This is a genomic window from Cobetia sp. BL01 (assembly GCF_056493605.1).
This window is the reverse complement of record NZ_JBVBEE010000011.1, coordinates 76,309-101,508: the sequence shown is the minus strand read 5'-3', so window position 1 is coordinate 101,508 and position 25,200 is coordinate 76,309. Positions and strand designations below refer to the sequence as shown.

Here is a 25,200-nt window from a genome sequence, read left to right as displayed (position 1 = left end):
TACAGATGGCTTACTCATACACTGAGAAAAAACGCATCCGCAAGGATTTTGGCAAACTGCCCCAAGTGATGGATGTGCCTTACCTGCTGGCCATCCAGCTTGATTCCTACCACGACTTTCTCCAGCAGGACAGGGCGCCAGAACAGCGCCTGGAAGTCGGCCTTCACGCTGCCTTCAAGTCCGTGTTCCCGATTGCCAGTTTCTCTGGCAACGCAGCGCTCGAGTATGTCAGCTACCGTTTCGGTACGCCGGCGTTCGACGTAAAGGAATGTCAGCTGCGCGGAGTGACCTACTCTGCACCGCTGCGCGTGAAAGTGCGCCTGATGATCTACGACAAGGAATCGTCCAACAAGGCGATCAAGGACATCAAGGAGCAGGAAGTCTACATGGGGGAAATCCCCCTGATGACAGAGAACGGTACCTTCGTCATCAATGGTACTGAACGTGTCATCGTGTCTCAGCTGCATCGCTCGCCGGGTGTGTTCTTCGATCACGACAAGGGCAAGAGCCACTCGTCCGGCAAGTTGCTGTACTCCGCACGTGTGATTCCTTACCGCGGTTCCTGGCTGGACTTCGAGTTTGACCCGAAGGACAACGTCTACGTCCGTATCGACCGTCGTCGCAAGCTGCCGGCCTCCGTGCTGCTGCGTGCCATGGGCATGACCAGCGAAGAGATCCTCGGTACCTTCTTCGATACCACCATGTACCACATCGAGCGCAGCGGCTTCTCCGTTGAGCTGGTGCCGTCACGCCTGCGTGGCGAGACTGCCGCCTTCGACATCAAGGATGCCGATGGCAGCGTGATCGTGGAAGAAGGTCGTCGCATCACCCAGAAGCACGTCCGTCAGATGGAAAACTCCGGCCTTGAGCGTCTCGAAGTGCCGATGGAGTACCTCTACGGCAAGGTGCTGGCCAAGGATCAGATCGATCCGGCCACCGGTGAGCTGGTGTGCGAATGCAACAGCGAGATCACCCCGGAACTGCTGGAGAAGATGGCCCAGGCCAAGATCACCCAGTTCGAGGTCATCTACACCAACGATCTGGATTGCGGTCCGTTCGTGTCTGACACATTGAAGCTGGATACTACGCGTAACCAGCTCGAGGCACTGGTCGAGATCTACCGCATGATGCGTCCGGGTGAGCCGCCCACCAAGGACGCGGCAGAATCACTGTTCCAGAACCTGTTCTTCAGCGAAGACCGCTACGACCTGTCGGGCGTGGGTCGCATGAAGTTCAACCGTCGCCTGCGTCGCGAAAGCGATACCGGCAGCGGCGTGCTCGATCAGGACGATATCCTGACCGTCATGCAGGAACTGATCAGCATCCGTAACGGCAATGGCGATGTCGATGACATCGACCACTTGGGCAACCGTCGTATTCGCTCTGTGGGCGAAATGGCGGAAAACCAGTTCCGTGTCGGTCTGGTCCGTGTCGAGCGTGCGGTCAAGGAGCGTCTCTCCATGGCCGAGAGCGAAGGCCTGATGCCGCAGGATCTCATCAACGCCAAGCCGGTTGCGGCGGCGGTGAAGGAATTCTTCGGTTCCAGCCAGCTCTCCCAGTTCATGGATCAGAACAACCCGCTGTCCGAAGTGACGCACAAGCGCCGTGTCTCCGCGCTTGGTCCGGGTGGTCTGACCCGTGAGCGCGCCGGCTTCGAAGTTCGTGACGTTCACGCCACGCACTACGGCCGTCTGTGCCCGATCGAGACGCCGGAAGGCCCGAACATCGGTCTGATCAACTCCCTGGCGACCTACTCCAAGACCAATAGCTATGGCTTCCTCGAGACGCCGTACCGCAAGGTCGTGGATTGTCAGGTCACCGACGACGTCGTCGATCTGTCCGCGATCGAGGAAGGCGATTTCATCATCGCCCAGGCCTCCGCGACCGTCGACGAGAACAACCGTCTGGTCGACGACCTGGTTCAGGTGCGTCACCGTGGCGAGACTACCTTCATGGCGCCGGAAAAGGTCACCATGATGGACGTGTCTCCGCGTCAGGTCGTCTCCGTCGCTGCGGCATTGATCCCGTTCCTCGAGCACGATGATGCCAACCGCGCCCTGATGGGTGCGAACATGCAGCGTCAGGCCGTTCCGACCCTGAAGGCTGACAAGCCGCTGGTCGGTACCGGCATGGAGCGCTTCGTGGCGCGTGACTCCGGCGTCTGCGCCGTGGCACGTCGTGGCGGCGTCATCGACTCCGTCGATGCCAAGCGTATCGTCGTGCGTGTGCGGGAAGAAGAGATCATCGGCGGTGAAGCCGGCGTTGATATCTACAACCTGACCAAGTACGTCCGCTCGAACCAGAACACCTGTCAGAACCAGCGTCCGATCGTGCGCCCGGGCGACGAAGTCGCCATCGGCGATATCCTGGCCGACGGCCCGTCCGTCGACATGGGGGATCTGGCACTGGGTCAGAACATGCGTCTGGCGTTCATGCCCTGGAACGGCTTCAACTTCGAGGACTCCATCCTGTTCTCGGAGCGTGTGGTGCAAGAAGATCGCTTCACCACCATCCACATCCAGGAACTGACCTGTGTCGCGCGTGACACCAAGCTCGGGCCGGAAGAAATCACGTCCGATATCCCGAACGTCGGCGAGTCCGCACTCTCCAAGCTGGATGAGTCCGGTGTCGTCTACATCGGTGCCGAGCTGAATCCGGGCGACATCCTGGTCGGCAAGGTCACGCCAAAGGGCGAGACCCAGCTGACGCCGGAAGAGAAGCTGCTGCGTGCCATCTTCGGCGAGAAGGCGTCCGACGTGAAGGACACCTCTCTGCGTGCCCCGACCGGTATGAAGGCCACCGTCATCGACGTTCAGGTCTTCACCCGTGACGGCGTCGAGAAGGATCAGCGTGCGCTCTCCATCGAGCAGATGCAGCTGGCCGAGGTCCGCAAGGACCTGCAGGAAACCTACCGCATCGCGGAAGAGGCGACCTTCGAGCGTCTGCAGCGCAACCTGGTCGGTCAGGCGGTCAACGGTGGTCCGAAGCTCAAGAAGGGCGACGTGCTGACCGATGACTACCTCGAGGCCCTGCCGCGTCAGGAGTGGTTCAAGCTGCGTCTGCAGGACGAATCTCTCAACGAGCTGCTGGCCCAGGCCGATGAGCAGCTCGAGATCCGTCGTCGCGAGATGGACGAGCGCTTCGAAGACAAGAAGCGCAAGCTCACCCAGGGCGATGATCTGGCGCCGGGCGTGCTCAAGATCGTCAAGGTATACGTCGCCGTGAAGCGCCGTATCCAGCCGGGTGACAAGATGGCCGGTCGTCACGGTAACAAGGGTGTCATCTCCGCGATCATGCCGGTGGAAGACATGCCGTTCGATGGTTACGGCGAGCCGGTAGATGTCGTGCTGAACCCGCTGGGTGTTCCGTCGCGCATGAACGTCGGTCAGATCCTCGAGACCCACCTCGGCATGGCCGCGCGTGGTCTGGGCGTGAAGATCGAGCACATGCTGCGCGAAGAGCGTGCCGAGCAGGTCAAGCAGATCCGCGAGTTCCTCGACAAGGTGTACAACACCGTCGGTGGCCGCCAGGAAGACCTCTCCGTGCTCAGTGATGACGAGATCATCACCATGGCGCACAACCTGAAGAAGGGCGTGCCGATGGCGACGCCGGTCTTCGATGGTGCCAAGGAACACGAGATCAAGCAGTTGCTCACGCTGGCCGGTATCCCCGATTCCGGACAGATGGACCTCTACGATGGCCGCACCGGCGAGAAGTTCGATCGCAAGGTGACCGTCGGTTACATGTACATGCTCAAGCTCAACCACCTGGTGGATGACAAGATGCATGCGCGTTCGACCGGCTCCTACTCCCTCGTCACGCAGCAGCCGCTGGGTGGTAAGGCGCAGTTTGGTGGTCAGCGCTTCGGTGAGATGGAGGTCTGGGCCCTCGAGGCGTACGGCGCTGCCTACACCCTCCAGGAGATGCTCACGGTCAAGTCCGATGACGTGGAAGGCCGTACCAAGATGTACAAGAGCATCGTAGATGGCGATCACACCATGCAGGCGGGCATGCCCGAATCCTTCAACGTGCTGGTGAAGGAAATCCGCTCGCTGGGTATCGACATGGAGCTGGAAGGCTGACGCCGAAAAGCCACAAGTATTGACGGTCCGCAAAGCCTGGTGTCAGCAGCCAGGCTTTGCCCATGACAACTCCGCAACGGAGCGACCCATGAAAGATTTGGTGAAAGTTCTCAAATCGCAGGCGCAGTCCGAAGAATTCGACGCCATCAAGATTACCCTGGCGTCTCCGGACATGATTCGCTCGTGGTCTTTTGGTGAAGTGAAGAAGCCTGAAACCATCAACTACCGGACATTCAAGCCGGAACGTGATGGTCTTTTCTGTGCCAAGATCTTTGGCCCGGTGAAGGACTACGAGTGCCTGTGTGGCAAGTATAAGCGGATGAAGCATCGCGGCATCATCTGTGAGAAGTGTGGCGTTGAAGTGACCAAGGCGGCAGTGCGTCGTGAGCGTATGGCTCACATCGAACTGGCCAGCCCGGTCGCGCACATCTGGTTCCTGAAGTCGCTGCCGTCCCGTATCGGCATGCTGCTCGACATGACTCTGCGTGATATCGAGCGTGTGCTGTACTTCGAAAGCTTCGTGGTCATCGATCCGGGCATGACGACCCTCGAGAAGGGTCATCTGCTCAATGATGAGCAGTACTTCGAGGCGCTGGAAGAATTCGGCGATGACTTCGATGCCCGCATGGGTGCCGAGGCCATCAAGGCGCTGCTCGAGGATATCGAGCTGGAAGAAGAGGTCGAGCGCCTGCGTGAAGAGATTCCGCAGACCAACTCCGAGACCAAGATCAAGAAGCTGTCCAAGCGCCTCAAGCTGCTGGAAGCCTTCTACTATTCCGGCAACAAGCCGGGTTGGATGATCATGGAAGTGCTGCCAGTGCTGCCGCCGGACCTGCGTCCGCTGGTACCGCTGGACGGCGGCCGCTTCGCGACCTCGGATCTGAACGATCTGTATCGCCGCGTGATCAACCGCAACAACCGCCTCAAGCGTCTGCTCGACCTCAATGCGCCGGACATCATCGTGCGCAACGAGAAGCGCATGCTTCAGGAATCCGTGGATGCTCTGCTCGACAACGGTCGTCGCGGTCGCGCCATCACCGGTTCCAACAAGCGTCCGCTGAAGTCACTGGCCGACATGATCAAGGGCAAGCAGGGTCGTTTCCGTCAGAACCTGCTGGGCAAGCGTGTCGACTACTCCGGTCGTTCCGTCATCACCGTCGGCCCGACCCTGCGTCTGCACCAGTGTGGTCTGCCGAAGAAGATGGCGCTTGAGCTGTTCAAGCCGTTCATCTACGCCAAGCTGCAGGCCTCCGGTCACGCCAGCACCATCAAGGCCGCCAAGAAGATGGTCGAGCGTGAAGCCCCGGAAGTCTGGGATTTCCTCGCCGACGTCATCCGCGAGCACCCGGTGCTGCTGAACCGTGCCCCGACTCTGCACCGTCTGGGTATCCAGGCGTTCGAGCCGCTGCTGATCGAAGGCAAGGCCATCCAGCTGCACCCGCTGGTCTGCGCGGCGTACAACGCCGACTTCGATGGTGACCAGATGGCCGTCCACGTACCGCTGACGCTGGAAGCCCAGCTGGAAGCGCGTGCGTTGATGATGTCGACCAACAACGTGCTGTCGCCGGCCAACGGCGAGCCGATCATCGTGCCGTCCCAGGACGTCGTGCTGGGTCTGTACTACATGACCCGCGAGAAGATCGGTGCCAAGGGTGAGGGCATGGCCTTCGCGAACCTGGGTGAAGTCGAGCGCGCCTTCGGCACGCACAGCGCTCACCTGCACGCGATGGTCAAGGTCCGTCTGACCGAGACGCTCAAGGATGAAGAATCCGGCGAGCTGTACGAGAAGACGTCCCTGCACGACACCACCATCGGTCGCGCATTGCTGTTCCGCATTCTGCCGAAGGGCATGCCGTTCGAGCTGATCAACCAGGTGATGAAGAAGAAAGCCATCTCCGGTCTGATCAACGAGGCGTACCGTCGCGTCGGTCTGAAGGACACCGTCATCTTCGCTGACCAGCTGATGTACACCGGCTTCCGTCTCGCGACCTGGTCCGGCGCCTCCATCGGCGTCAACGACTTCGTCATTCCGGACGCGAAGAAGGTCATCATCGACGCGGCCGAAGACGAAGTGAAAGAGATCGAAGACCAGTTCTCCTCCGGTCTCGTGACCGCGGGCGAGAAGTACAACAAGGTCATCGATATCTGGGCGCGTGCCAACGACCGTGTCGCCAAGGAGATGATGGCGGGTATCTCGAAAGAGACCGTCGTCAACTGGAAGGGCGAAGTGGTCAACGGCGAAGACGGCAAGCCGATGGAGCAGGAGTCGTTCAACAGCGTCTTCATCATGGCTGACTCCGGTGCTCGTGGTTCCGCGGCCCAGATTCGTCAGCTGGCCGGCATGCGTGGCCTGATGGCCAAGCCGGATGGCTCGATCATCGAGACGCCGATCACCGCCAACTTCCGTGAAGGTCTGAACGTACTCCAGTACTTCATCTCCACCCACGGTGCCCGTAAGGGTCTGGCGGATACGGCACTGAAGACCGCCAACTCCGGTTACCTGACGCGTCGTCTGGTCGATGTTGCCCAGGATCTGGTCATCACCGAAGCGGATTGTGGCACTCAGGAAGGTCTGATCCTGCACCCGGTCATCGAAGGCGGTGACATCATCGTCCCGCTGTCTCAGCGTGTGCTGGGTCGTGTCGTGGCACAGGATGTCGTCGATCCGGTCTCTGATGAGGTCCTGATCGCACGCGGCACCCTGCTGGATGAAGCCTGGTGTGCACAGCTCGATACCATGGGCGTCGATGAGATCATCGTGCGTACCACCATCGGCTGTGAAACCGTGCACGGTGTCTGCTCGGCCTGTTATGGCCGTGATCTGGCGCGTGGCCATCAGGTCAACGTCGGTGAAGCCATCGGTGTCATCGCGGCACAGTCCATCGGTGAGCCGGGTACCCAGCTGACCATGCGTACCTTCCACATCGGTGGTGCCGCCTCGCGTGCTTCTGCCGTGGATAGCGTCCAGGTCAAGCACGGCGGCCACGTGCGTCTGCACAACATCAAGTCGGTCGAGCGCGCGGATGGCAAGCTAATCGTCGTCTCGCGTTCCAGTGCGCTGGCTGTCGCTGACGATCACGGTCGTGAGCGTGAGTTCTACAAGCTGCCGTATGGTGCCGAGCTGTCCGTACGTGACGGTGACAAGGTCGAGTCCGGTCAGTCCGTCGCCAAGTGGGATCCGCACACTCACCCGATCGTCGCCGAAGTGGCGGGTCAGGTGCAGTTCACGGACATGGAAGATGGTCAGACCATCAACCGTACCACCGACGAGATGACAGGCCTGTCCTCCATCGAAGTCATCGAGAGCGCCTCACGTCCGTCCGCGGCACGTGACAAGCGTCCGATGATCATGCTGGTGGATTCCAGTGGCAAGCACGTGACACTGCCGGGCTCCAACACGCCGGTCCAGTACCTGCTGCCGGGCAATGCCGTCGTGTCCGCCGAGAATGGCGCAGCCGTCGGTGTGGGTGACGTCATCGCACGTATCCCGATGGAAGCGTCCGGTAACAAGGACATCACCGGTGGTCTGCCGCGCGTTGCCGACCTGTTCGAAGCACGTCGTCCGAAGGAACCGGCCATCCTGGCCGAGATCTCCGGTACCGTGACCTTCGGCAAGGAAACCAAGGGCAAGCGTCGCCTGACCATCACGCCGGCCGAAGGTGACCCGTTCGAGCTGTTGATCCCGAAATGGCGCCAGATCAGCGTCTTCGAAGGGGAAACGGTCGAGAAGGGTGAGGTCATCTCCGATGGCCCGAGCAATCCGCACGATATCCTGCGTCTGCTCGGCGTCGCGGAAATGACCAAGTACATCACCACCGAAGTCCAGGAGGTCTATCGCCTCCAGGGTGTCGGCATCAACGACAAGCACATCGAAGTCATCGTGCGTCAGATGCTGCGCAAGGTGGAGATCACCGATTCCGGCGATTCCAGCTTCATCACCGGCGACCAGGTGGAATACGCCCGTGTCGTCGAAGAGAACATGCGTCTCGAGGCCGAAGGCAAGTTCCCGGCCAAGTTCGACCGCATCCTGCTCGGTATCACCAAGGCGAGCCTGGCGACAGAATCGTTCATCTCGGCGGCCTCCTTCCAGGAGACCACACGAGTTCTGACCGAAGCCTCTGTCACCGGCAAGCGCGATTATCTCCGTGGTCTGAAGGAGAACGTCGTGGTGGGTCGCCTGATCCCGGCGGGTACTGGCCTGGCTTATCACGATGAGCGTCGCCGCCGTCGTGATGGCCTGCCGCTCGCACCGGCCCCGTCGGCACAGGACGTCGAGCAGGAGCTGGGTGCCCAGCTGACCGCTCTCGACGCGGACGACGACGACCTCTGAGGTCTTGAGCCCCGCCGTCGCTGACGGCGGGGTTGACGCCCTTGTGGCCCAAGCCCTAGAATATGCAGCCTTTAACAGTAGGGCAGGTGCATCCTGTCCGATTGTTGGAAGGCAGTACAACCCATTGGAGCAAGCAAATGGCAACCGTAAACCAGCTCGTGCGCAAGCCGCGCAAGCGTCAGGCGTCCAAGAGTGACGTCCCTGCGCTGCAGGCATGCCCGCAGAAGCGTGGCGTGTGTACTCGCGTATACACCACTACCCCGAAGAAGCCGAACTCCGCACTCCGTAAGGTCTGCCGTGTTCGCCTGACCAACGGCTTCGAAGTCTCTTCCTACATCGGCGGTGAAGGTCACAACCTTCAGGAACACTCTGTTGTTCTGATCCGTGGCGGTCGTGTGAAGGATTTGCCGGGTGTCCGTTACCACACCGTTCGTGGTGCACTGGATACCTCTGGCGTGCAGAACCGTAAGCAGGGCCGTTCCAAGTACGGCGCCAAGCGTCCGAAGGCGTAATTCAAAGTTTAATATCGGTCTGATAAGAGTAAGGTCGGGTGTCGCGTCCATCGCGAGGCATCCCGGGTTTACCTGAAGGACCCTTCTACTGAGGGCTTATCATGCCTAGAAGACGTGTAGCAGCTAAGCGCGAAATCCTGCCGGATCCGAAGTTCGGAAGCGAGCGCCTGGCCAAGTTCATGAACCACCTGATGATCAGCGGCAAGAAGTCTGCAGCCGAGCGCATCGTTTACGGTGCCCTCGACCGTGTTGCCGAACGCTCCAATGATGAGCCGCTGGATCTCTTCGACAAGGCGTTGGAAGCCATCCAGCCGATGGTTGAGGTGAAGTCCCGTCGTGTCGGTGGTGCTACCTACCAGGTGCCGGTCGAAGTTCGTCCGTCCCGTCGCCAGGCACTGGCCATGCGTTGGCTGGTGGACGCTGCACGCAAGCGCGGCGAAAAGACCATGGTGCAGCGCCTCTCTGGCGAGATCCTGGATGCCGCTGAAGGCAAGGGTTCTGCTGTGAAGAAGCGTGAAGACGTGCACCGCATGGCAGAAGCCAACAAGGCCTTCTCCCACTACCGCTTCTAAACAACGGGGATACTCACCGTGGCACGCAAGACTCCACTTAAGCGTTACCGCAACATCGGTATCTGTGCCCACGTCGACGCCGGTAAGACTACCACTACCGAGCGCGTCCTGTTCTACACCGGCCTGTCCCACAAGGTCGGCGAAGTCCACGATGGTGCTGCCACCATGGACTGGATGGAGCAGGAACAGGAACGTGGCATCACGATCACCTCTGCGGCGACCACCTGCTTCTGGCAGGGCATGAACAAGCAGTTCGACGAGCACCGTATCAACATCATCGATACTCCGGGGCACGTTGACTTCACTGTTGAAGTCGAGCGTTCACTGCGTGTTCTCGATGGCGCGGTCGTGGTGCTGTGTGGTTCTTCCGGTGTCCAGCCGCAGACAGAGACTGTCTGGCGTCAGGCCAACCGTTACGAAGTTCCGCGCATGATCTTCGTCAACAAGATGGACCGCGCTGGCGCGGACTTCTTCATGGTCGTCGAACAGGTGCGCAAGCGCCTGGGCGCGAACGCCGTGCCGATCCAGATCAACTGGGGCGCGGAAGACGAGTTCAAGGGCGTCATCGACCTGATCAAGATGAAGGCGATCGTCTGGGACGAAGACAATCACGGCATGAACTATGAGCTGATCGACATTCCGGCTGAGCTGCAAGACACAGCTGCCGAATGGCGTGAGCACATGCTCGAGTCTGCTGCTGAAGCGTCCGAAGAACTGATGGACAAGTACCTTGAAGAAGGCGACCTGACCGAGGAAGAAGTCAAGGCTGCGCTGCGTCAGCGTACCCTGGCCAACGAAATCTGCCTCGTGACCTGTGGTTCTGCCTTCAAGAACAAGGGTGTCCAGGCGGTTCTGGATGCGGTCATCGAATACATGCCGTCTCCGCTTGAAGTCAAGGCCATCGAAGGTGAGCTTGACGACAAGGACGGTACCATCGAGACCCGCGAAGCTGACGATAAGGCTCCGTTCGCGGCGCTGGCGTTCAAGATCGCGACCGACCCGTTCGTGGGTACCCTGACCTTCATCCGCGTCTACTCGGGCGTGCTGAAGTCTGGCGATGGCGTCTTCAACTCCGTCAAGAGCAAGAAGGAGCGTGTCGGTCGTATCGTCCAGATGCACTCCAACTCTCGTGAGGAGATCAAGGAAGTCTATGCTGGCGATATCGCCGCATGTATCGGTCTGAAAGACGTGACCACCGGGGATACCCTGTGTGATCCGGACAACAAGATCGTGCTTGAGCGCATGGAATTCCCTGAGCCGGTCATCTCCGTCGCCGTCGAGCCGAAGTCCAAGGCCGACCAAGAAAAGATGGGTGTCGCACTGGGCAAGCTGGCCCAGGAAGATCCGTCCTTCCGCGTCGAGACCGACGAAGAGTCTGGTCAGACCATCATCTCCGGTATGGGTGAGCTTCACCTGGACATCCTCGTTGACCGCATGCGTCGCGAGTTCAATGTCGAGGCGAACATCGGCAAGCCGCAGGTGGCTTACCGTGAGACCATCCGCACCAAGGTCGAGCAGGAAGGCAAGTTCGTTCGTCAGTCCGGTGGTCGTGGTCAGTTCGGTCACGTCTGGCTTCGCATTGAGCCTCTGACTGCAGAGGACAAGGGCGACGACGAAGAAATGACCTTCAAGTTCGAGTCCGAGATCGTCGGTGGTGCGGTTCCGAAGGAATACGTGCCGGCCGTCGAGAAGGGTGCCGCTGAGCAGCTCAAGAATGGTGTCATCGCCGGTTATCCGATGATCGACGTCAAGGTCACGCTGTTCGATGGTTCCTACCACGACGTCGACTCCAACGAGACCGCGTTCAAGGTTGCCTCTTCCATGGCGATCAAGGCCGGTGCCCCGAAAGCGGGTGCAGTGCTGCTTGAGCCGCTCATGAAAGTCGAAGTCGTCACGCCTGAAGATTTCATGGGTGACGTCATGGGCGACCTGAACCGTCGTCGTGGCCTCGTTCAGGGCATGGATGATTCTTCCACTGGCAAGATCATCAATGCACTGGTGCCGCTGGGTGAGATGTTCGGTTATGCGACCGACCTGCGCTCACAGACCCAGGGCCGCGCAAGCTACTCCATGGAGTTTGCGAAATACGACGAAGCGCCGAACAGCATCGTCGAAGCCGTCATCAACCAGAAGTAACCGATTAGCTAACGAAAGAGGTTATAGCAGTGGCTAAGGAAAAATTTGAGCGTTCGAAGCCGCACGTCAACGTCGGCACCATTGGTCACGTCGATCACGGCAAGACCACTCTGACTGCGGCACTGACTCGTGTCTCTGCAGAAGTTTTCGGTGGTGACGCGCGTGCGTTTGACTCCATCGATAACGCCCCGGAAGAGCGTGAGCGTGGTATCACCATCTCCACCGCTCACGTGGAATACCAGTCCGAAGTGCGTCACTACGCGCACGTCGACTGCCCGGGTCACGCTGACTACGTCAAGAACATGATCACCGGTGCTGCCCAGATGGACGGCGCTATCCTGGTCTGTTCCGCAGCTGACGGCCCCATGCCGCAGACTCGCGAGCACATCCTGCTGTCCCGTCAGGTCGGCGTTCCGTTCATCGTTGTCTTCCTGAACAAGGCTGACATGGTCGATGACGAAGAACTGCTCGAGCTGGTCGAGATGGAAGTGCGCGAACTCCTGAGCGAGTACGACTTCCCGGGTGACGACACTCCGATCGTCATCGGTTCTGCTCTGATGGCTCTGGAAGGCAAGGACGACAACGGCATGGGTACTACCGCCGTTGCCAACCTGATCAAGGCCCTGGATGCGTACATCCCGGAGCCGGAGCGTGCTATCGACCAGCCGTTCCTGATGCCGATCGAAGACGTCTTCTCCATCTCTGGCCGTGGTACCGTCGTGACTGGCCGCATCGAGCGTGGTCTGGTCAAGACTGGCGAAGAGATCGAGATCATTGGCGTGCGTGACACCACCAAGACTACCGTTACCGGTGTCGAGATGTTCCGCAAGCTGTTGGACGAAGGTCGTGCTGGTGAGAACGTCGGCGCTCTGCTGCGTGGCACCAAGCGTGATGACGTCGAGCGTGGCCAGGTTCTGGCCAAGCCGGGCTCCATCAAGCCGCACACCAAGTTCGAAGCAGAAGTCTACGTTCTGTCCAAGGAAGAAGGCGGTCGTCACACTCCGTTCTTCAAGGGCTATCGTCCGCAGTTCTACTTCCGTACCACTGACATCACTGGTACCTGTGAGCTGCCGGAAGGCGTCGAGATGGTCATGCCGGGCGACAACGTCCAGATGGTCGTGTCTCTGATCGCTCCGATCGCCATGGAAGATGGTCTGCGCTTCGCTATCCGTGAAGGCGGTCGTACCGTCGGCGCTGGCGTCGTGGCCAAGATTGTCGAGTAAGGTTCTCCTTACCTGACACAGAAGGGGGCCCTGTTGGGCCCCCTTTTCTCGCATGTTTGACACCTGATGTCAGTCTGCCTATAATGCGCATCCTTTGAATGCGTGGGTGACGGCCTACGCCGTCGACATCCATTGGAGTTTTGGGCAATGCAAAACCAGAAGATTCGCATCCGGTTGAAAGCATTCGACCACCGTCTGATCGACCAGTCCTCTGCAGAGATTGTTGAAACTGCAAAGCGTACCGGTGCTCAGGTTCGTGGCCCGATCCCGCTGCCGACCCGTCGCGAGCGTTACACCATCCTGGTCTCTCCGCACGTCAACAAGGACGCGCGTGACCAGTATGAGATTCGTACCCACAAGCGCGTTCTCGACATCGTCGAGCCGACAGAGAAGACTGTCGACGCGCTGATGAAGCTTGACCTGGCCGCCGGTGTGGACGTCCAGATCAAGGTTGACTGATACCTCACTAGTCACTGCGGCCCAGCGCTCTCAATGATGGAGCAGCAGCCGCCACGCCGGGATGGCGTCATACAATGTGCTAGTGGAATGCTCTGGAAAGGGCAGCCATAGCGGGTGACAGCCCCGTACACTAAAGGAGACTGAACATGTCTATCGGTTTAGTCGGTAAGAAGGCCGGGATGACCCGCGTCTTCACCGAAGCTGGCGCATCCGTGCCGGTTACCGTGATTGAAGTTGAGCCGAACCGCATCGTGACCATCAAGTCCGTCGAGACTGATGGCTACAATGCGATTCAGGTGACAACTGGTTCCCGCAAGGCCAAGCACCTCACCAAGGCAACTGCTGGTCAGTATGCCAAGGCGGGTGTTGAGGCTGGTCGTTCCCTGATGGAGTTCCGCCTGGAAGAAGGCGATGAAGCTCCTGCAGTGGGCGGCGAACTCACCGTATCCCTCTTTGAAGCTGGTCAGAAGATTGACGTGACTGGCACCTCCAAGGGTAAAGGTTTCCAGGGCGCAGTTAAGCGCTGGAACTTCCGCACCCAAGACGCTACCCACGGTAACTCACTGTCGCACCGCGCGCCGGGTTCCATCGGTAACTGTCAGACCCCGGGCCGCGTCTTCAAAGGTAAGAAGATGGCTGGCCAGATGGGCAACGTCCGTTCCACCGTCCAGAGCCTGGAAGTGGTCCGCGTCGACGCTGAGCGCAATCTTCTGTTGGTCAAGGGTGCCGTTCCAGGTGCTCCGGGCGGCGAAGTGATCGTGCGTTCCGCTGTGAAAGCTCGCTGAGGGGAATTAACCGATGAATCTTAATCTTGCAGGTGCAGGCGGCGCAGTAGACGTCTCCGATGCTACCTTTGGTAAGGACTTCAACGAGGCTCTGGTTCACCAGGTCGTCACCGCCTATCTGGCTGGTGCGCGTCAGGGTACCGTGGCTCAGAAGACCCGTTCTGACGTGTCCGGCGGTGGCAAGAAGCCGTGGCGTCAGAAAGGTACTGGCCGCGCTCGTGCCGGTACCATCCGTTCCCCGCTGTGGCGTTCTGGCGGTGTGACCTTTGCAGCGCGTCCGCAGGACCACTCGCACAAGGTCAACCGCAAGATGTATCGCGCTGCCATGCGTTCCATCCTGTCCGAGCTGGTCCGTCAGGATCGCCTGGTCGCGGTCGACGCAATCACTGTCGATGCTCCGAAGACCAAGCTGCTGATCGCCAAGCTCCAGGAACTGGGCCTTGAGAAAGCGCTGATCGTCACAGAAGAGCAGGACGTCAATCTGTACCTGGCTGCGCGCAACATCCCGTATGTTGACGTCGTCAATGTCGCTGGCGCTGACCCGGTCAGCCTCGTCGGTTACGACAAGGTGCTGATGACTGTCGCTGCCCTGCGCAAGTTCGAGGAGAACCTGGGATGAATCAGGAACGCGTATTCAAGGTCCTGCTTGGTCCTCACATGACCGAGAAGGCCGCGGTCGCTGCCGAGAACAACCAGTACGTGTTCAAGGTTGCCAGCGACGCGACAAAGCCCGAAATCAAGAAAGCCGTCGAAGAGCTGTTTGGCAAGAAAGTCGATCGTGTTCAGGTTCTGAACATGAAAGGCAAGACCAAGCGCACCGCTCGCGGTGTTGGTCGTCGCGCTGGTTATCGCAAGGCCTATGTAACTCTGGCCGCCGGCGAGACCATCGAAGACTTCTCTGGCGCCGAGTAAGGCAGGAGTACGGAACATGGCAATTGTTAAGACAAAACCTACCTCCGCCGGTCGCCGCCACCTGGTAAAAGTCGTCAATGACGAACTTTTCAAAGGTCGCGCGTACGCTCCGCTGCTTGAAAAGCAGTCAAAGTCCGGTGGTCGTAACAATAATGGTCGCATCACTACTCGCCACATCGGCGGTGGTCATCGTCACCATTACCGTCTGGTCGACTTCAAGCGCAACAAGGATGGCATTCCGGCCATCGTCGAGCGCCTGGAATACGATCCGAACCGTAGCGCGAACATCGCGCTGGTGAAGTACCTCGATGGCGAACGTCGCTACATCATTGCACCGAAAGGTGTCTCTGCTGGCGACCGTCTCGAGTCCGGTGTCAACGCACCGATCAAGAAAGGCAACGCTCTGCCGCTGCGCAATGTCCCGGTGGGTTCCACCGTTCACTGTGTAGAGCTGAAGCCGGGCAAGGGCGCTCAGATCGCTCGTAGTGCAGGTACCAGTGCCCAGGTCGTGGCACGTGACGGTAACTACACCACGCTGCGTCTGCGCTCTGGCGAGATGCGTAAGGTGCTGTCCGAATGCCGTGCAACACTCGGCGAAGTGGGCAACTCCGAGCACAGCCTCCGTCAACTGGGCAAGGCCGGTGCTAAGCGTTGGAGAGGCGTGCGCCCGACCGTTCGCGGTGTCGCGATGAACCCTGTCGATCACCCGCATGGTGGTGGTGAAGGTCGTACCTCTGGTGGCCGTCACCCGGTCAGCCCGTGGGGCGTCCCGACCAAGGGTCACAAGACTCGCAAGAACAAGCGCACCGATAAGCTTATCGTCCGTCGCCGCAAGGCCAAGTAACAGATATTGAGAGGTAACGGCTGTGCCACGTTCACTGAAGAAAGGTCCATTTATTGACCTTCATCTGCTGAAGAAGGTTGAGACAGCAGTGGAAAAGAACGACCGCAAACCGATCAAGACCTGGTCGCGTCGTTCCATGATCCTGCCGAACATGGTCGGGCTCACCATTGCCGTCCATAACGGTCGCCAGCATGTCCCGGTTCTCGTTTCTGAGGAAATGGTCGGTCACAAGCTCGGCGAGTTTGCTGCCACCCGCACATACCGCGGGCACGCTGCAGATAAAAAAGCCAAACGGTAAGCCAGAGAGGATTTAAGAGATGGAAGTAGCTGCTAAGCTGCGCGGCGCTCGTTTATCCGCCCAGAAGGCCCGTTTGGTGGCTGACCAGGTGCGCGGTAAGCCGGTCGCCGAGGCGCTGAATCTGCTCGCTTTCTCACCGAAGAAGGCCGCGAAGATTGTTCGCAAGGTTCTGCAGTCCGCGATCGCGAATGCGGAAGAAAACAACGGCATGGACATTGACGAGCTTCGCGTCTCGACTATCTGTGTCGACGAGGGCATGACGCTCAAGCGCATCCAGCCACGTGCCAAAGGCCGTGCGGATCGCATCTTGAAGCGCACTTGTCATATCACCGTCAAGGTAGCCGAGAAGTAGGAGACGACCAATGGGTCAGAAAGTTAATCCGACAGGTTTCCGACTGGGTATTGTCAAGGATCATACCTCTGTCTGGTACGCCGAAGGCGCTACCTATGCCGACAAACTGAACAACGATCTGCAGGTGCGTGGATTCCTGGAGGAGCGTCTGAAAAGCGCTTCCGTGAGCCGCATCAGCATCGAGCGTCCGGCAAACAACGCCCGTATTACCATTCACACTGCCCGTCCGGGTATCGTGATCGGTAAGAAAGGTGAAGATGTCGATCGCCTTCGTCGTGAAGTTTCCGAGATGATGGGCGTTCCCGTCCACATCAACATCGAGGAGATTCGCAAGCCGGAACTCGATGCCAAGCTGGTCGCTGCCAATGTGGCAGGTCAGCTCGAGCGTCGTGTCATGTTCCGTCGTGCGATGAAGCGTGCTGTGCAGAACGCAATGCGTCTGGGCGCCAAGGGCATCAAGATTCAGCTCTCCGGTCGTCTCGGCGGTGCCGAAATCGCCCGTACCGAATGGTACCGCGAAGGCCGCGTTCCGCTTCACACCCTGCGTGCTGACATTGATTACTCCACCTTCGAAGCTCACACCACCTACGGCATCATTGGTGTCAAGGTCTGGATCTTCAAAGGCGAGATCCTCGGTGGCATCGAAGAGGTGCGAGCCAAGGCGAAGCAGCCCGCGTCCGCACCCAAGAAGAAAGGCAAGTAAGGGGGTAATCGATGTTACAGCCCAAGCGTATGAAATTCCGCAAGATGCAGAAAGGTCGCAATCGTGGCCTGGCGCATCGCGGAAGCAAGGTAAGCTTTGGTGAGTTTGGCCTGAAAGCCACCGGCCGTGGTCGTATCACCGCTCGTCAGATCGAAGCTGGCCGTCGTGCCATCACTCGTCACGTCAAGCGTGGCGGTAAGATCTGGATCCGCGTCTTCCCAGACAAGCCGATTTCCAACAAGCCGTTGGAAGTTCGTATGGGTAAAGGTAAGGGTTCTGTCGAGTACTGGGTCGCACAGATCCAGCCCGGCAAGGTCCTTTACGAGATCGAAGGTGTATCCGAAGAGCTGGCCCGTGAAGCATTCAGTCTGGCCGCTATGAAGATGCCGATCTCCACCACCTTTGTTAAGCGGACGGTGATGTGATGAAAGCCCAAGAACTCCGTGAAAAGTCAGTCGAGGCGCTCCAGGAGCAGTTGTTCGAACTGCTGCGTGAGCAATTCAATCTGCGCATGCAGAAGGCTACCGGTCAGCTGAGCCAGGTTCACCTGCTCAAGCAGACTCGTCGCCAAATTGCTCAGGTTAAGACTGTGCTCAACCAGAAGTCAGGTGAGTAAAATGGCCGAAGAAACTAAAGCACGCACACTCACCGGCAAGGTGGTGAGTGACAAGATGGAAAAATCCATCGTTGTCATGGTCGAGCGCCGTGAGCGTCACCCGATCTATGGCAAGTACCTGAGACGCTCCACCAAGCTGCACGCCCATGATGAGGCGAATCAGGCTCGGATCGGTGACACCGTCTCTATCGCCGAGACTCGTCCGCTGTCCAAGAAGAAAGCCTGGACCCTGGTCGAGGTGGTTGAACAGGCCAAGGGTTGATCCCTAGGCCAGTTCCCACCAGGCAGTCAGATTAGGTTTGGAGAAAACCGATGATTCAGACTCAGACAATGCTGGATGTCGCCGACAACAGTGGCGCGCGCCGGGTGCAATGCATCAAGGTGCTGGGTGGTTCACACCGCCGTTACGCTCGTGTTGGAGACATCATCAAGGTCACCGTCAAAGAAGCTATCCCGCGTGGCAAGGTCAAGAAAGGCCAAGTCATGAAGGCAGTGGTCGTTCGTACCAAAGCCGGTGTCCGTCGTAATGACGGTTCCGTGATCCGCTTCGACGGTAATGCGGCCGTTCTGTTGAATAACACCAACGAACAGCCGATCGGTACCCGTATCTTCGGCCCGGTTACCCGTGAACTTCGCAGTGAGAAGTTCATGAAGATCATTTCCCTGGCGCCCGAAGTGCTGTAAGGAGCGGAAGCGGATATGCAAAAGATCAAACGTGACGATGAAGTCATCGTCATCGCCGGGAAGGACAAGGGCAAGCGCGGTACCATCAGCAAGGTGCTGAAAGGTGAGCGTCTGCTAGTGTCCGGTGTGAACATGATCAAGCGTCACACCAAGCCCAACCCGATGCTGGGCACCCAGGGGGGTATCGTCGAGCGCGAGGCTCCGATTCACGCGTCCAACGTGGCCATCTTCAACCAGGAGACCGGCAAGGCGGATCGTGTCGGTATCCAGGTTCAGGAAGACGGTACTAAGGTACGCATCTTTAAGTCGACTCAGAAGCTGATCGACGCCTAACGCGAGTCGGGTACAACATGGCGAACTTGAAAGAACGTTATCAGAACGAAGTGGCCGCCCAGCTTAAAGAGCAGTTCGGCTACGCCAACGTGATGCAGGTGCCGCGTATCACCAAGGTGACCCTGAACATGGGCATCGGTGAAGCCACCGCTGACAAGAAGCTGATCGACAACGCGTTTGCCGATCTCCAGATGCTGTCTGGTCAGAAGCCGATCATCACCAAGGCACGCAAGTCCATCGCTGGCTTCAAGGTCCGCGAAGGATGGCCGATCGGTGTCAAGGTGACCCTGCGCAGCGATCGTATGTGGGACTTCCTGGACCGTCTCGTGAACGTGGCTATCCCGCGCGTTCGTGACTTCCGCGGTCTGAACCCGAAGTCCTTCGATGGCCGTGGAAACTACTCCATGGGTGTGCGTGAGCAGATCATCTTCCCGGAGATCGAGTATGATAAGATCGACCGGATTCGTGGCCTGGACATCACCATCACCACTAGCGCCAACACCGATGATGAAGGTCGTGCGTTGCTGGGCGCGCTGAACTTCCCGTTCAAGAAATAAGGGTGGATCATGGCAAAGAAAAGCATGGTTGAGCGTGAGCTCAAGCGCACCAAGCTGGTCGCAAAGTACGCCGCCAAGCGCGACGCACTGAAGACCATCATCAATGACGTCAACGCTTCTGAAGAAGAGCGCTTCGACGCACAGCTGAAACTGCAGCAGCTGCCGCGTGATGCCAGCCCGGTCCGTCAGCGTAACCGCTGCCGTATCACTGGCCGTCCGCACGGCTACTACAACAAGTTCGGCCTGAGCCGCAACAAGCTGCGTGAAGCCGCTATGCGTGGTGACGTGCCTGGTCTGACCAAGTCCAGCTGGTAACACCACTGCAAGAATTCAGGAGCGCAACGTAAATGAGCATGCAAGACACTCTGGCGGATATGTTCACTCGTATCCGCAATGCGCAGATGGCCACCAAGGAGACGGTTACCATGCCGTCTTCCAAGCTCAAGGTTGAAGTGGCCCGCGTATTGAAGGAAGAGGGTTACATTTCCGAGTTTGCTGTCGCAGAAGGCGCGAAGCCGGAACTGACCGTGACCCTCAAGTACTTTGAAGGCAAGGCGGTTATCGAGAACATCAAGCGTGTTTCCAAGCCGTCCCTGCGCCAGTACAAAGGCAAGGGCGAGCTGCCGAAAGTCGCAGATGGCCTGGGTATTGCGATCGTTTCCACCTCCCGGGGCGTGATGACCGATCGTGCGGCCCGTCAAGCTGGTGTCGGCGGCGAAGTCCTCTGCACCGTATTCTAGGAGTTTGGAATGTCCCGCGTAGCCAAGTATCCGGTTAAATTGCCGAACGGCGTCGAGGTAAAACTCGATGGCGACAAGCTGACCGTGAAGGGCAGCAATGGCCAGCTGGAACTGACCGTCCACCAGGACGTGGTCATCAACCTGGAAGAAGGTCAGATGACCTTCGCCCCGGCTGAGACTGCCAAGAACTGGGCAATGGTTGGTACCACACGTGCTCTGGTCAACAACATGGTGTCTGGTGTTTCCGAAGGCTTCACCAAGTCTCTGGAAATCAATGGTGTGGGTTATCGTGCCCAGGCCAAAGGCCAGACAATCAACCTGACACTGGGCTTCTCACACCCGGTCGACTATGAACTGCCGGCAAGTGTTACGGCTGAAACGCCGAAGAACACTCAGATCGTCCTGAAATCTGCTGACAAGCAGGCTTTGGGTCAGGTCGCCGCAGAGATTCGCGCGTTCCGTCCGCCGGAGCCCTACAAGGGCAAAGGTATTCGGTACAGCGACGAAGTCGTCCGTCGTAAAGAAGCCAAGAAGAAGTAAGGCAGGGTTATGAACGCGAAGAAAGAATCTCGTCTCCGTCGTGCCCGCCGCGCTCGTGCGAAAATCCGCGAGCTGGGCGTGTTTCGCCTGTGCGTGAACCGCACCCCGCGTCACATCTACGCGCAGATCATCTCGCCGGATGGCGGCCAGGTCTTGGCCACCGCATCCACGCTCGACAAGAGCCTGCGCGAAGGTTCTACCGGTAACTCGGACTCCGCCGCCAAGGTGGGTGCTCTGATTGCCGAGCGCGCGAAGGAAGCGGGTATCAAGCAAGTGGCTTTCGATCGCTCCGGGTACAAGTACCACGGTCGCGTGAAGGCCCTGGCCGATGCCGCACGTGAAGGCGGCCTGGAATTCTAAAGGGTTTTACGATGGCGAATATCGAACAGAAGGGCGGTGACCTGCAAGAGAAGCTCGTGCAGATCAACCGCGTCGCCAAGGTAGTCAAGGGCGGCCGTATCTTCGGTTTCACCGCTCTGACTGTCGTTGGTGACGGCAATGGTCGTGTTGGCTTCGGTCGTGGCAAGGCGCGTGAAGTGCCGGTCGCGATCCAGAAGGCAATGGACCAAGCTCGTCGCAACATGATCAAGGTTGACCTGAAGGGCCACACCCTGCAGTACCCGGTGAAGGCTCGTCACGGCGCATCCAAGATCTACATGCAGCCAGCATCCGAAGGTACCGGCATCATTGCCGGCGGTGCGATGCGTTCCGTGCTCGAACTGGCAGGCGTCCATGACGTCCTGGCCAAGTGCTACGGTTCCACCAATCCGGTCAACGTGGTGCGCGCGACCATCAACGGTCTCGCTGCCATGAAATCTCCGGAAGACATCGCCGCCAAGCGTGGCCTGTCTGTCGACAAGATTGCGGGGTAAGGCACCATGGCAGCTAAGATCACGGTAACCCAGATCCGCAGCACCATCGGCGTCCTCGAAAAGCACAAGGCCACCATGAAAGGCCTTGGGCTGCGTCGCATCGGTCACACTGTCGAGCTGGAAGACACCCCCGCGGTACGCGGCATGATCAACAAGGTTCATTACCTTGTCCGTGTTGAGGGAGAGTAATCCATGAAATTGAATACCCTGAGTCCGGCCCCGGGCTCCAAGCACGCTGCAAAGCGTGTCGGTCGTGGTATCGGCTCCGGTCTTGGTAAGACCGGCGGTCGTGGCCACAAGGGCCAGAAGTCCCGTTCCGGTGGCAGCGTCAAGCCGGGCTTCGAAGGCGGTCAGATGCCTATGCAGCGTCGCCTGCCGAAGTTTGGTTTCACTTCCGCGAAATCTCTGGTTTCCGAAGAAGTGCGCCTGAGCGAGCTGGCACTGGTAGACGGTGATATCGTCGACCTCGAAACGCTGAAGAAGGCCAACGTGCTTCGTGATTCCACGAAGTTCGCGAAGGTCATGCTCTCCGGCGAACTGGACAAGGCAGTCACGGTCCGCGGCATCAAGGTCACCAAGGGTGCCCGTGCTGCGATCGAAGCTGCCGGTGGCAAGGTAGAGGACTAAATGGCTAAGTCAGGAAACGTACCGGCGATGCAGGGAAGTGGGTTGAGCGAACTCTGGGCGCGTTTGCGCTTCGTGTTCATCGCCATCGTGGTGTACCGAATCGGTGCACACATCCCCGTTCCCGGTATCAATCCTGACCAGCTTGCTGCCTTGTTCAGGGAAAACCAGGGCACCATCCTGAGCATGTTCAACATGTTCTCCGGTGGTGCACTGGAGCGAATGAGTATCTTCGCGTTGGGCATCATGCCCTACATATCCGCGTCGATCATCATGCAGCTCCTGACGGTGGTCTCGCCTCAGCTAGAGCAGTTGAAGAAGGAAGGTGAGGCCGGTCGTCGCAAGATCAGCCAGTACACGCGCTACGGCACGGTCGTACTGGCCCTGGTCCAATCGATCGGCATGGCAGTCGGACTGGTCGGAAACGGTGTCGCCTATTCCGCTGACTTCAGCTTCTACTTCACCGCCGTGAGTACGTTCGTGGCTGGTGCAGTGTTCCTGATGTGGCTGGGAGAGCAGATCACCGAGAAGGGTATCGGCAACGGGATCTCACTGATCATCTTTGCTGGTATTGTCGCCGGGCTGCCGAGTGCCATCGGCCAGTCTTTCGAACTGGCGCGCAATGATGGTGCCTGGAATGTGCTTCCGCTGCTGGCGCTGACGCTGCTCGCAGTCGTTACCGTTGCCTTTGTGGTGTTCATCGAACGCGGTCAACGCCGCATCACGGTGAACTATCCGCGCCGTCAGGTGGGCAACAAGATGTATGCCGGTCAGAGCAGCTACTTGCCGATGAAGGTCAACATGGCCGGGGTCATCCCGCCGATCTTCGCGTCAAGCATCCTGCTGTTCCCTGCATCGATGGGCCAATGGTTTGGCCAGAGTGAAAGCATGCAATGGTTGCAGACGGCTTCTCAGGCTCTCGGGCCGGGCCAGCCACTGTACATCTTGCTTTTCGCTGCCGCTGTAGTATTCTTCTGCTTCTTCTACACGGCGCTGGTCTTCAATCCCAAGGATGTTGCTGACAACCTCAAGAAGTCAGGAGCTTTCCTGCCGGGGATTCGCCCAGGCGAACAGACGGCCCGTTACATCGATAAGGTGATGACTCGCCTGACGCTGTTCGGCGCCCTCTACATCACCCTCGTCTCCCTGATGCCGCAATTCCTCGTTGTCGCCTGGCAGGTTCCGTTCTATTTCGGCGGTACCTCTCTGCTTATCGTGGTTGTGGTGGTCATGGACTTCATGGCCCAGGTGCAGTCGCATCTGATGTCAAATCAGTATGCGTCGGTGATGAAGAAGGCCAACCTCAAAGGCTATGGCAGCGGTGGCATGATGCGCTGATTGCGCAGCCCCTGTTAGCAAACTGGAGAGAACGATGAAAGTTCGAGCTTCCGTCAAGAAAATTTGCCGTAACTGCAAGATCATTCGGCGTCGTGGCGCAGTGCGGGTCATCTGCACTGAGCCGCGCCACAAGCAGCGTCAGGGTTAATCCCTCGACCCCGCTTAGCTGAATACAAGCTCGGGTGCTGGCATACCCCCTTGTTCCCAACGGGATCAAGGGGTATGCTATTGCGCCCTTTGTGGATGTAAAATCCGCCGCTAACCTTTCGGAGAAAACTGATGGCCCGTATTGCTGGCGTCAATATCCCGGACAACAAGCACGCGGCGATCTCGCTGACTTATATCTTCGGGATTGGCCGTACGCGTGCACAGCAGATCTGCGCCGCTCTCGGTTTAGAACCGAGCGTCAAGATCGCTGATCTGTCTGTTGAACAACTGGACCTGGTTCGTGCCGAGGTGGGTAAGTACACCGTCGAAGGCGACCTGCGTCGTGAGATCACGCTGAACATCAAGCGTCTCATGGACCTCGGTTGCTATCGTGGCCTGCGCCATCGTCGTGGTCTTCCGTTGCGCGGTCAGCGCACCAAGACCAACGCACGTACACGCAAAGGTCCGCGTAAACCGATTCGCAAGTAAACGAACTGGCGTTTAGACAGGAAACATCTAATGGCTAACCCGAGTAAGCGCAAGAAGGTTAAAAAGCAGGTAGTGGATGCCATCGCGCATATCCATGCCTCTTTTAACAACACTATCGTGACGATCACAGACCGCCAGGGCAATGCTCTCTCCTGGGCAACTGCCGGTGGTTCGGGTTTTCGTGGTTCTCGCAAGAGCACCCCGTTCGCTGCGCAAGTCGCAAGTGAACGTGCAGCGACCGCTGCAGCCGAATATGGTGTGAAGAACGTCGACGTGCTGGTCAAGGGCCCGGGTCCGGGTCGTGAGTCCGCCGTGCGTGCTCTCAATGCCGCAGGCTTCCGCGTGCAAAGCATCACCGACGTGACCCCCATCCCGCATAATGGGTGCCGTCCGCCGAAGAAACGCCGCGTTTAAGGAGACAGACTCATGGCTCGTTATATTGGACCGAAGTGCAAACTGTCTCGTCGTGAAGGCACCGACCTCTTCCTGAAGAGTGGCGTGACTCCGTTCGAGAAGAAGTGCAAATCCGAACAACCCCCGGGTGTTCATGGCCAGCGCCGTCAACGTCTTTCAGACTACGGCCTGCAGTTGCGTGAAAAGCAGAAGGTTCGTCGCATGTACGGCGTTCTGGAAAAGCAATTCCGCAATTACTACAAAGAAGCCGCTCGCGTGAAAGGCGCGACTGGTGAGGTTCTGCTCCAGCTCCTCGAGGCTCGCCTCGACAACGTCGTCTACCGCATGGGCTTCGGCTCCACGCGTTCCGAGGCACGTCAGCTGGTCAGCCACAAGGCGATCGCCGTGAACGGCCGTACCGTCAACGTCGCTTCCTTCAATGTGAAGGCCGGTGATGTGGTTACCGTTCGTGAGAAGGCCAAGAACCAGGCTCGCATCCAGCAGTCTCTGGCACTCGCTGCCAACCGCGGTGATGTCTCCTGGGTCGACGTCGACTCCAAGAAGATGGAAGGCACTTTCAAGGCTGTCCCCGAGCGTGGCGACCTGTCTGCCGATATCAACGAAAACCTGATCGTCGAGCTGTACTCCAAGTAATGTGA

The 25,200-nt window shown here is 58.7% G+C and carries 32 protein-coding genes; all 32 read left to right on the top strand.

Annotated features, from left to right (window positions below; genetic code table 11):
• Positions 1-5 precede the first annotated feature (5 nt).
• The 32 genes from rpoB to rpsD all read left to right on the top strand — a co-directional run bounded on the left by rpoB (position 6) and on the right by rpsD (position 25,195).
• Positions 6-4,082: a DNA-directed RNA polymerase subunit beta gene (gene rpoB, locus ACZYGA_RS15715; RefSeq protein ID WP_077373342.1), complete on the top strand. Its 4,077-nt coding sequence runs from the start codon at positions 6-8 to the stop codon at positions 4,080-4,082.
• Between the two features lie 88 nt (positions 4,083-4,170).
• Complete coding sequence (gene rpoC / locus ACZYGA_RS15710) at positions 4,171-8,412, top strand: DNA-directed RNA polymerase subunit beta' (RefSeq protein WP_077373345.1); 4,242 nt, start codon at positions 4,171-4,173, stop codon at positions 8,410-8,412.
• 137 nt (positions 8,413-8,549) lie between these two features.
• Complete coding sequence (rpsL, locus tag ACZYGA_RS15705; RefSeq protein WP_077373348.1) at positions 8,550-8,924, top strand: 30S ribosomal protein S12; 375 nt, start codon at positions 8,550-8,552, stop codon at positions 8,922-8,924.
• Between the two features lie 101 nt (positions 8,925-9,025).
• The gene (rpsG, locus tag ACZYGA_RS15700) at positions 9,026-9,496 is read left to right on the top strand and encodes a 30S ribosomal protein S7 (RefSeq protein WP_043334878.1); all 471 of its coding nucleotides are present in this window, start codon (positions 9,026-9,028) and stop codon (positions 9,494-9,496) included.
• An 18-nt stretch (positions 9,497-9,514) separates the two neighbouring features.
• A complete protein-coding gene (gene fusA / locus ACZYGA_RS15695; protein WP_065392571.1) occupies positions 9,515-11,632 on the top strand; it encodes an elongation factor G in 2,118 nt (705 codons plus the stop codon).
• Positions 11,633-11,661: 29 nt separating this feature from the next.
• Complete coding sequence (gene tuf, locus ACZYGA_RS15690) at positions 11,662-12,855, top strand: elongation factor Tu (RefSeq protein ID WP_065392570.1); 1,194 nt, start codon at positions 11,662-11,664, stop codon at positions 12,853-12,855.
• A gap of 147 nt (positions 12,856-13,002) precedes the next feature.
• Positions 13,003-13,314 carry a 30S ribosomal protein S10 gene (gene rpsJ, locus ACZYGA_RS15685; protein WP_024950650.1) on the top strand — a complete coding sequence of 104 codons (312 nt, stop codon included), beginning with the start codon at positions 13,003-13,005 and terminating at the stop codon, positions 13,312-13,314.
• Positions 13,315-13,460: 146 nt separating this feature from the next.
• Positions 13,461-14,099 (top strand): 50S ribosomal protein L3, encoded by a 639-nt coding sequence (gene rplC / locus ACZYGA_RS15680; RefSeq protein ID WP_065392569.1) that lies wholly within the window; start codon positions 13,461-13,463, stop codon positions 14,097-14,099.
• 13 nt (positions 14,100-14,112) lie between these two features.
• Positions 14,113-14,718, top strand: coding sequence for a 50S ribosomal protein L4 (gene rplD, locus ACZYGA_RS15675; RefSeq protein WP_065392568.1), 606 nt, complete (start codon positions 14,113-14,115; stop codon positions 14,716-14,718).
• Positions 14,715-15,011 carry a 50S ribosomal protein L23 gene (gene rplW / locus ACZYGA_RS15670; RefSeq protein WP_065392567.1) on the top strand — a complete coding sequence of 99 codons (297 nt, stop codon included), beginning with the start codon at positions 14,715-14,717 and terminating at the stop codon, positions 15,009-15,011. Before rplD ends, rplW begins: the two co-directional genes overlap by 4 nt.
• 16 nt (positions 15,012-15,027) lie before the next feature.
• Complete coding sequence (gene rplB, locus ACZYGA_RS15665; protein WP_043334862.1) at positions 15,028-15,855, top strand: 50S ribosomal protein L2; 828 nt, start codon at positions 15,028-15,030, stop codon at positions 15,853-15,855.
• Between the two features lie 22 nt (positions 15,856-15,877).
• The gene (rpsS, locus tag ACZYGA_RS15660) at positions 15,878-16,153 is read left to right on the top strand and encodes a 30S ribosomal protein S19 (protein ID WP_024950655.1); all 276 of its coding nucleotides are present in this window, start codon (positions 15,878-15,880) and stop codon (positions 16,151-16,153) included.
• 19 nt (positions 16,154-16,172) lie between these two features.
• Positions 16,173-16,505, top strand: a complete 333-nt coding sequence (rplV, locus tag ACZYGA_RS15655; RefSeq protein ID WP_043334859.1) for a 50S ribosomal protein L22 — start codon at positions 16,173-16,175, stop codon at positions 16,503-16,505.
• Between the two features lie 10 nt (positions 16,506-16,515).
• Positions 16,516-17,208, top strand: a complete 693-nt coding sequence (gene rpsC, locus ACZYGA_RS15650; protein WP_043334856.1) for a 30S ribosomal protein S3 — start codon at positions 16,516-16,518, stop codon at positions 17,206-17,208.
• 11 nt (positions 17,209-17,219) lie between these two features.
• Complete coding sequence (gene rplP / locus ACZYGA_RS15645; RefSeq protein ID WP_043334854.1) at positions 17,220-17,633, top strand: 50S ribosomal protein L16; 414 nt, start codon at positions 17,220-17,222, stop codon at positions 17,631-17,633.
• Positions 17,633-17,824 (top strand): 50S ribosomal protein L29, encoded by a 192-nt coding sequence (rpmC, locus tag ACZYGA_RS15640; RefSeq protein ID WP_024950659.1) that lies wholly within the window; start codon positions 17,633-17,635, stop codon positions 17,822-17,824. The genes rplP and rpmC overlap by 1 nt, the downstream gene beginning before the upstream one ends.
• 1 nt (position 17,825) lies before the next feature.
• A complete protein-coding gene (gene rpsQ, locus ACZYGA_RS15635; RefSeq protein ID WP_043334852.1) occupies positions 17,826-18,086 on the top strand; it encodes a 30S ribosomal protein S17 in 261 nt (86 codons plus the stop codon).
• 50 nt (positions 18,087-18,136) lie between these two features.
• On the top strand, positions 18,137-18,508 hold the full coding sequence (gene rplN / locus ACZYGA_RS15630) for a 50S ribosomal protein L14 (protein WP_043334850.1): 372 nt from the start codon (positions 18,137-18,139) through the stop codon (positions 18,506-18,508).
• Between the two features lie 15 nt (positions 18,509-18,523).
• Entirely contained in the window at positions 18,524-18,841 is a 318-nt protein-coding gene (gene rplX, locus ACZYGA_RS15625) for a 50S ribosomal protein L24 (protein ID WP_043334846.1), read from the top strand.
• Positions 18,842-18,858: 17 nt separating this feature from the next.
• Positions 18,859-19,398 (top strand): 50S ribosomal protein L5, encoded by a 540-nt coding sequence (gene rplE, locus ACZYGA_RS15620; protein WP_065392566.1) that lies wholly within the window; start codon positions 18,859-18,861, stop codon positions 19,396-19,398.
• 9 nt (positions 19,399-19,407) lie between these two features.
• On the top strand, positions 19,408-19,713 hold the full coding sequence (rpsN, locus tag ACZYGA_RS15615; protein ID WP_043334842.1) for a 30S ribosomal protein S14: 306 nt from the start codon (positions 19,408-19,410) through the stop codon (positions 19,711-19,713).
• A 32-nt stretch (positions 19,714-19,745) separates the two neighbouring features.
• Positions 19,746-20,138, top strand: a complete 393-nt coding sequence (gene rpsH / locus ACZYGA_RS15610; RefSeq protein ID WP_065392565.1) for a 30S ribosomal protein S8 — start codon at positions 19,746-19,748, stop codon at positions 20,136-20,138.
• A 9-nt stretch (positions 20,139-20,147) separates the two neighbouring features.
• Positions 20,148-20,678, top strand: a complete 531-nt coding sequence (gene rplF, locus ACZYGA_RS15605; RefSeq protein ID WP_479399537.1) for a 50S ribosomal protein L6 — start codon at positions 20,148-20,150, stop codon at positions 20,676-20,678.
• A gap of 9 nt (positions 20,679-20,687) precedes the next feature.
• Positions 20,688-21,038 (top strand): 50S ribosomal protein L18, encoded by a 351-nt coding sequence (rplR, locus tag ACZYGA_RS15600; RefSeq protein ID WP_024950667.1) that lies wholly within the window; start codon positions 20,688-20,690, stop codon positions 21,036-21,038.
• 11 nt (positions 21,039-21,049) lie between these two features.
• Complete coding sequence (rpsE, locus tag ACZYGA_RS15595; RefSeq protein WP_054556902.1) at positions 21,050-21,550, top strand: 30S ribosomal protein S5; 501 nt, start codon at positions 21,050-21,052, stop codon at positions 21,548-21,550.
• Positions 21,551-21,556: 6 nt separating this feature from the next.
• Positions 21,557-21,739 (top strand): 50S ribosomal protein L30, encoded by a 183-nt coding sequence (gene rpmD, locus ACZYGA_RS15590; protein WP_024950669.1) that lies wholly within the window; start codon positions 21,557-21,559, stop codon positions 21,737-21,739.
• A 3-nt stretch (positions 21,740-21,742) separates the two neighbouring features.
• On the top strand, positions 21,743-22,177 hold the full coding sequence (gene rplO / locus ACZYGA_RS15585; protein ID WP_065392563.1) for a 50S ribosomal protein L15: 435 nt from the start codon (positions 21,743-21,745) through the stop codon (positions 22,175-22,177).
• Complete coding sequence (gene secY, locus ACZYGA_RS15580; protein WP_065392562.1) at positions 22,178-23,512, top strand: preprotein translocase subunit SecY; 1,335 nt, start codon at positions 22,178-22,180, stop codon at positions 23,510-23,512.
• A gap of 34 nt (positions 23,513-23,546) precedes the next feature.
• Complete coding sequence (rpmJ, locus tag ACZYGA_RS15575) at positions 23,547-23,660, top strand: 50S ribosomal protein L36 (RefSeq protein ID WP_077373351.1); 114 nt, start codon at positions 23,547-23,549, stop codon at positions 23,658-23,660.
• A gap of 131 nt (positions 23,661-23,791) precedes the next feature.
• The gene (gene rpsM, locus ACZYGA_RS15570; RefSeq protein ID WP_024950672.1) at positions 23,792-24,148 is read left to right on the top strand and encodes a 30S ribosomal protein S13; all 357 of its coding nucleotides are present in this window, start codon (positions 23,792-23,794) and stop codon (positions 24,146-24,148) included.
• 30 nt (positions 24,149-24,178) lie between these two features.
• Entirely contained in the window at positions 24,179-24,562 is a 384-nt protein-coding gene (gene rpsK / locus ACZYGA_RS15565; protein ID WP_043334827.1) for a 30S ribosomal protein S11, read from the top strand.
• Between the two features lie 12 nt (positions 24,563-24,574).
• Positions 24,575-25,195: a 30S ribosomal protein S4 gene (gene rpsD / locus ACZYGA_RS15560; RefSeq protein WP_065392561.1), complete on the top strand. Its 621-nt coding sequence runs from the start codon at positions 24,575-24,577 to the stop codon at positions 25,193-25,195.
• The last annotated feature ends 5 nt before the right edge of the window (positions 25,196-25,200 follow it).

What these genes read in the sequence shown, in the direction of transcription:
- rpoB (WP_077373342.1), top strand. Translation starts at nt 6, where the DNA reads ATGGCTTACTCATACACTGAGAAAAAACGCATCCGCAAGGATTTTGGC.
- rpoC (WP_077373345.1), top strand. Translation starts at nt 4,171, where the DNA reads ATGAAAGATTTGGTGAAAGTTCTCAAATCGCAGGCGCAGTCCGAAGAA.
- rpsL (WP_077373348.1), top strand. Translation starts at nt 8,550, where the DNA reads ATGGCAACCGTAAACCAGCTCGTGCGCAAGCCGCGCAAGCGTCAGGCG.
- rpsG (WP_043334878.1), top strand. Translation starts at nt 9,026, where the DNA reads ATGCCTAGAAGACGTGTAGCAGCTAAGCGCGAAATCCTGCCGGATCCG.
- rpsJ (WP_024950650.1), top strand. Translation starts at nt 13,003, where the DNA reads ATGCAAAACCAGAAGATTCGCATCCGGTTGAAAGCATTCGACCACCGT.
- rplC (WP_065392569.1), top strand. Translation starts at nt 13,461, where the DNA reads ATGTCTATCGGTTTAGTCGGTAAGAAGGCCGGGATGACCCGCGTCTTC.
- rplD (WP_065392568.1), top strand. Translation starts at nt 14,113, where the DNA reads ATGAATCTTAATCTTGCAGGTGCAGGCGGCGCAGTAGACGTCTCCGAT.
- rplW (WP_065392567.1), top strand. Translation starts at nt 14,715, where the DNA reads ATGAATCAGGAACGCGTATTCAAGGTCCTGCTTGGTCCTCACATGACC.
- rplB (WP_043334862.1), top strand. Translation starts at nt 15,028, where the DNA reads ATGGCAATTGTTAAGACAAAACCTACCTCCGCCGGTCGCCGCCACCTG.
- rplV (WP_043334859.1), top strand. Translation starts at nt 16,173, where the DNA reads ATGGAAGTAGCTGCTAAGCTGCGCGGCGCTCGTTTATCCGCCCAGAAG.
- rpsC (WP_043334856.1), top strand. Translation starts at nt 16,516, where the DNA reads ATGGGTCAGAAAGTTAATCCGACAGGTTTCCGACTGGGTATTGTCAAG.
- rplP (WP_043334854.1), top strand. Translation starts at nt 17,220, where the DNA reads ATGTTACAGCCCAAGCGTATGAAATTCCGCAAGATGCAGAAAGGTCGC.
- rpmC (WP_024950659.1), top strand. Translation starts at nt 17,633, where the DNA reads ATGAAAGCCCAAGAACTCCGTGAAAAGTCAGTCGAGGCGCTCCAGGAG.
- rpsQ (WP_043334852.1), top strand. Translation starts at nt 17,826, where the DNA reads ATGGCCGAAGAAACTAAAGCACGCACACTCACCGGCAAGGTGGTGAGT.
- rplN (WP_043334850.1), top strand. Translation starts at nt 18,137, where the DNA reads ATGATTCAGACTCAGACAATGCTGGATGTCGCCGACAACAGTGGCGCG.
- rplX (WP_043334846.1), top strand. Translation starts at nt 18,524, where the DNA reads ATGCAAAAGATCAAACGTGACGATGAAGTCATCGTCATCGCCGGGAAG.
- rplE (WP_065392566.1), top strand. Translation starts at nt 18,859, where the DNA reads ATGGCGAACTTGAAAGAACGTTATCAGAACGAAGTGGCCGCCCAGCTT.
- rpsN (WP_043334842.1), top strand. Translation starts at nt 19,408, where the DNA reads ATGGCAAAGAAAAGCATGGTTGAGCGTGAGCTCAAGCGCACCAAGCTG.
- rpsH (WP_065392565.1), top strand. Translation starts at nt 19,746, where the DNA reads ATGAGCATGCAAGACACTCTGGCGGATATGTTCACTCGTATCCGCAAT.
- rplF (WP_479399537.1), top strand. Translation starts at nt 20,148, where the DNA reads ATGTCCCGCGTAGCCAAGTATCCGGTTAAATTGCCGAACGGCGTCGAG.
- rplR (WP_024950667.1), top strand. Translation starts at nt 20,688, where the DNA reads ATGAACGCGAAGAAAGAATCTCGTCTCCGTCGTGCCCGCCGCGCTCGT.
- rpsE (WP_054556902.1), top strand. Translation starts at nt 21,050, where the DNA reads ATGGCGAATATCGAACAGAAGGGCGGTGACCTGCAAGAGAAGCTCGTG.
- rpmD (WP_024950669.1), top strand. Translation starts at nt 21,557, where the DNA reads ATGGCAGCTAAGATCACGGTAACCCAGATCCGCAGCACCATCGGCGTC.
- rplO (WP_065392563.1), top strand. Translation starts at nt 21,743, where the DNA reads ATGAAATTGAATACCCTGAGTCCGGCCCCGGGCTCCAAGCACGCTGCA.
- secY (WP_065392562.1), top strand. Translation starts at nt 22,178, where the DNA reads ATGGCTAAGTCAGGAAACGTACCGGCGATGCAGGGAAGTGGGTTGAGC.
- rpmJ (WP_077373351.1), top strand. Translation starts at nt 23,547, where the DNA reads ATGAAAGTTCGAGCTTCCGTCAAGAAAATTTGCCGTAACTGCAAGATC.
- rpsM (WP_024950672.1), top strand. Translation starts at nt 23,792, where the DNA reads ATGGCCCGTATTGCTGGCGTCAATATCCCGGACAACAAGCACGCGGCG.
- rpsK (WP_043334827.1), top strand. Translation starts at nt 24,179, where the DNA reads ATGGCTAACCCGAGTAAGCGCAAGAAGGTTAAAAAGCAGGTAGTGGAT.
- rpsD (WP_065392561.1), top strand. Translation starts at nt 24,575, where the DNA reads ATGGCTCGTTATATTGGACCGAAGTGCAAACTGTCTCGTCGTGAAGGC.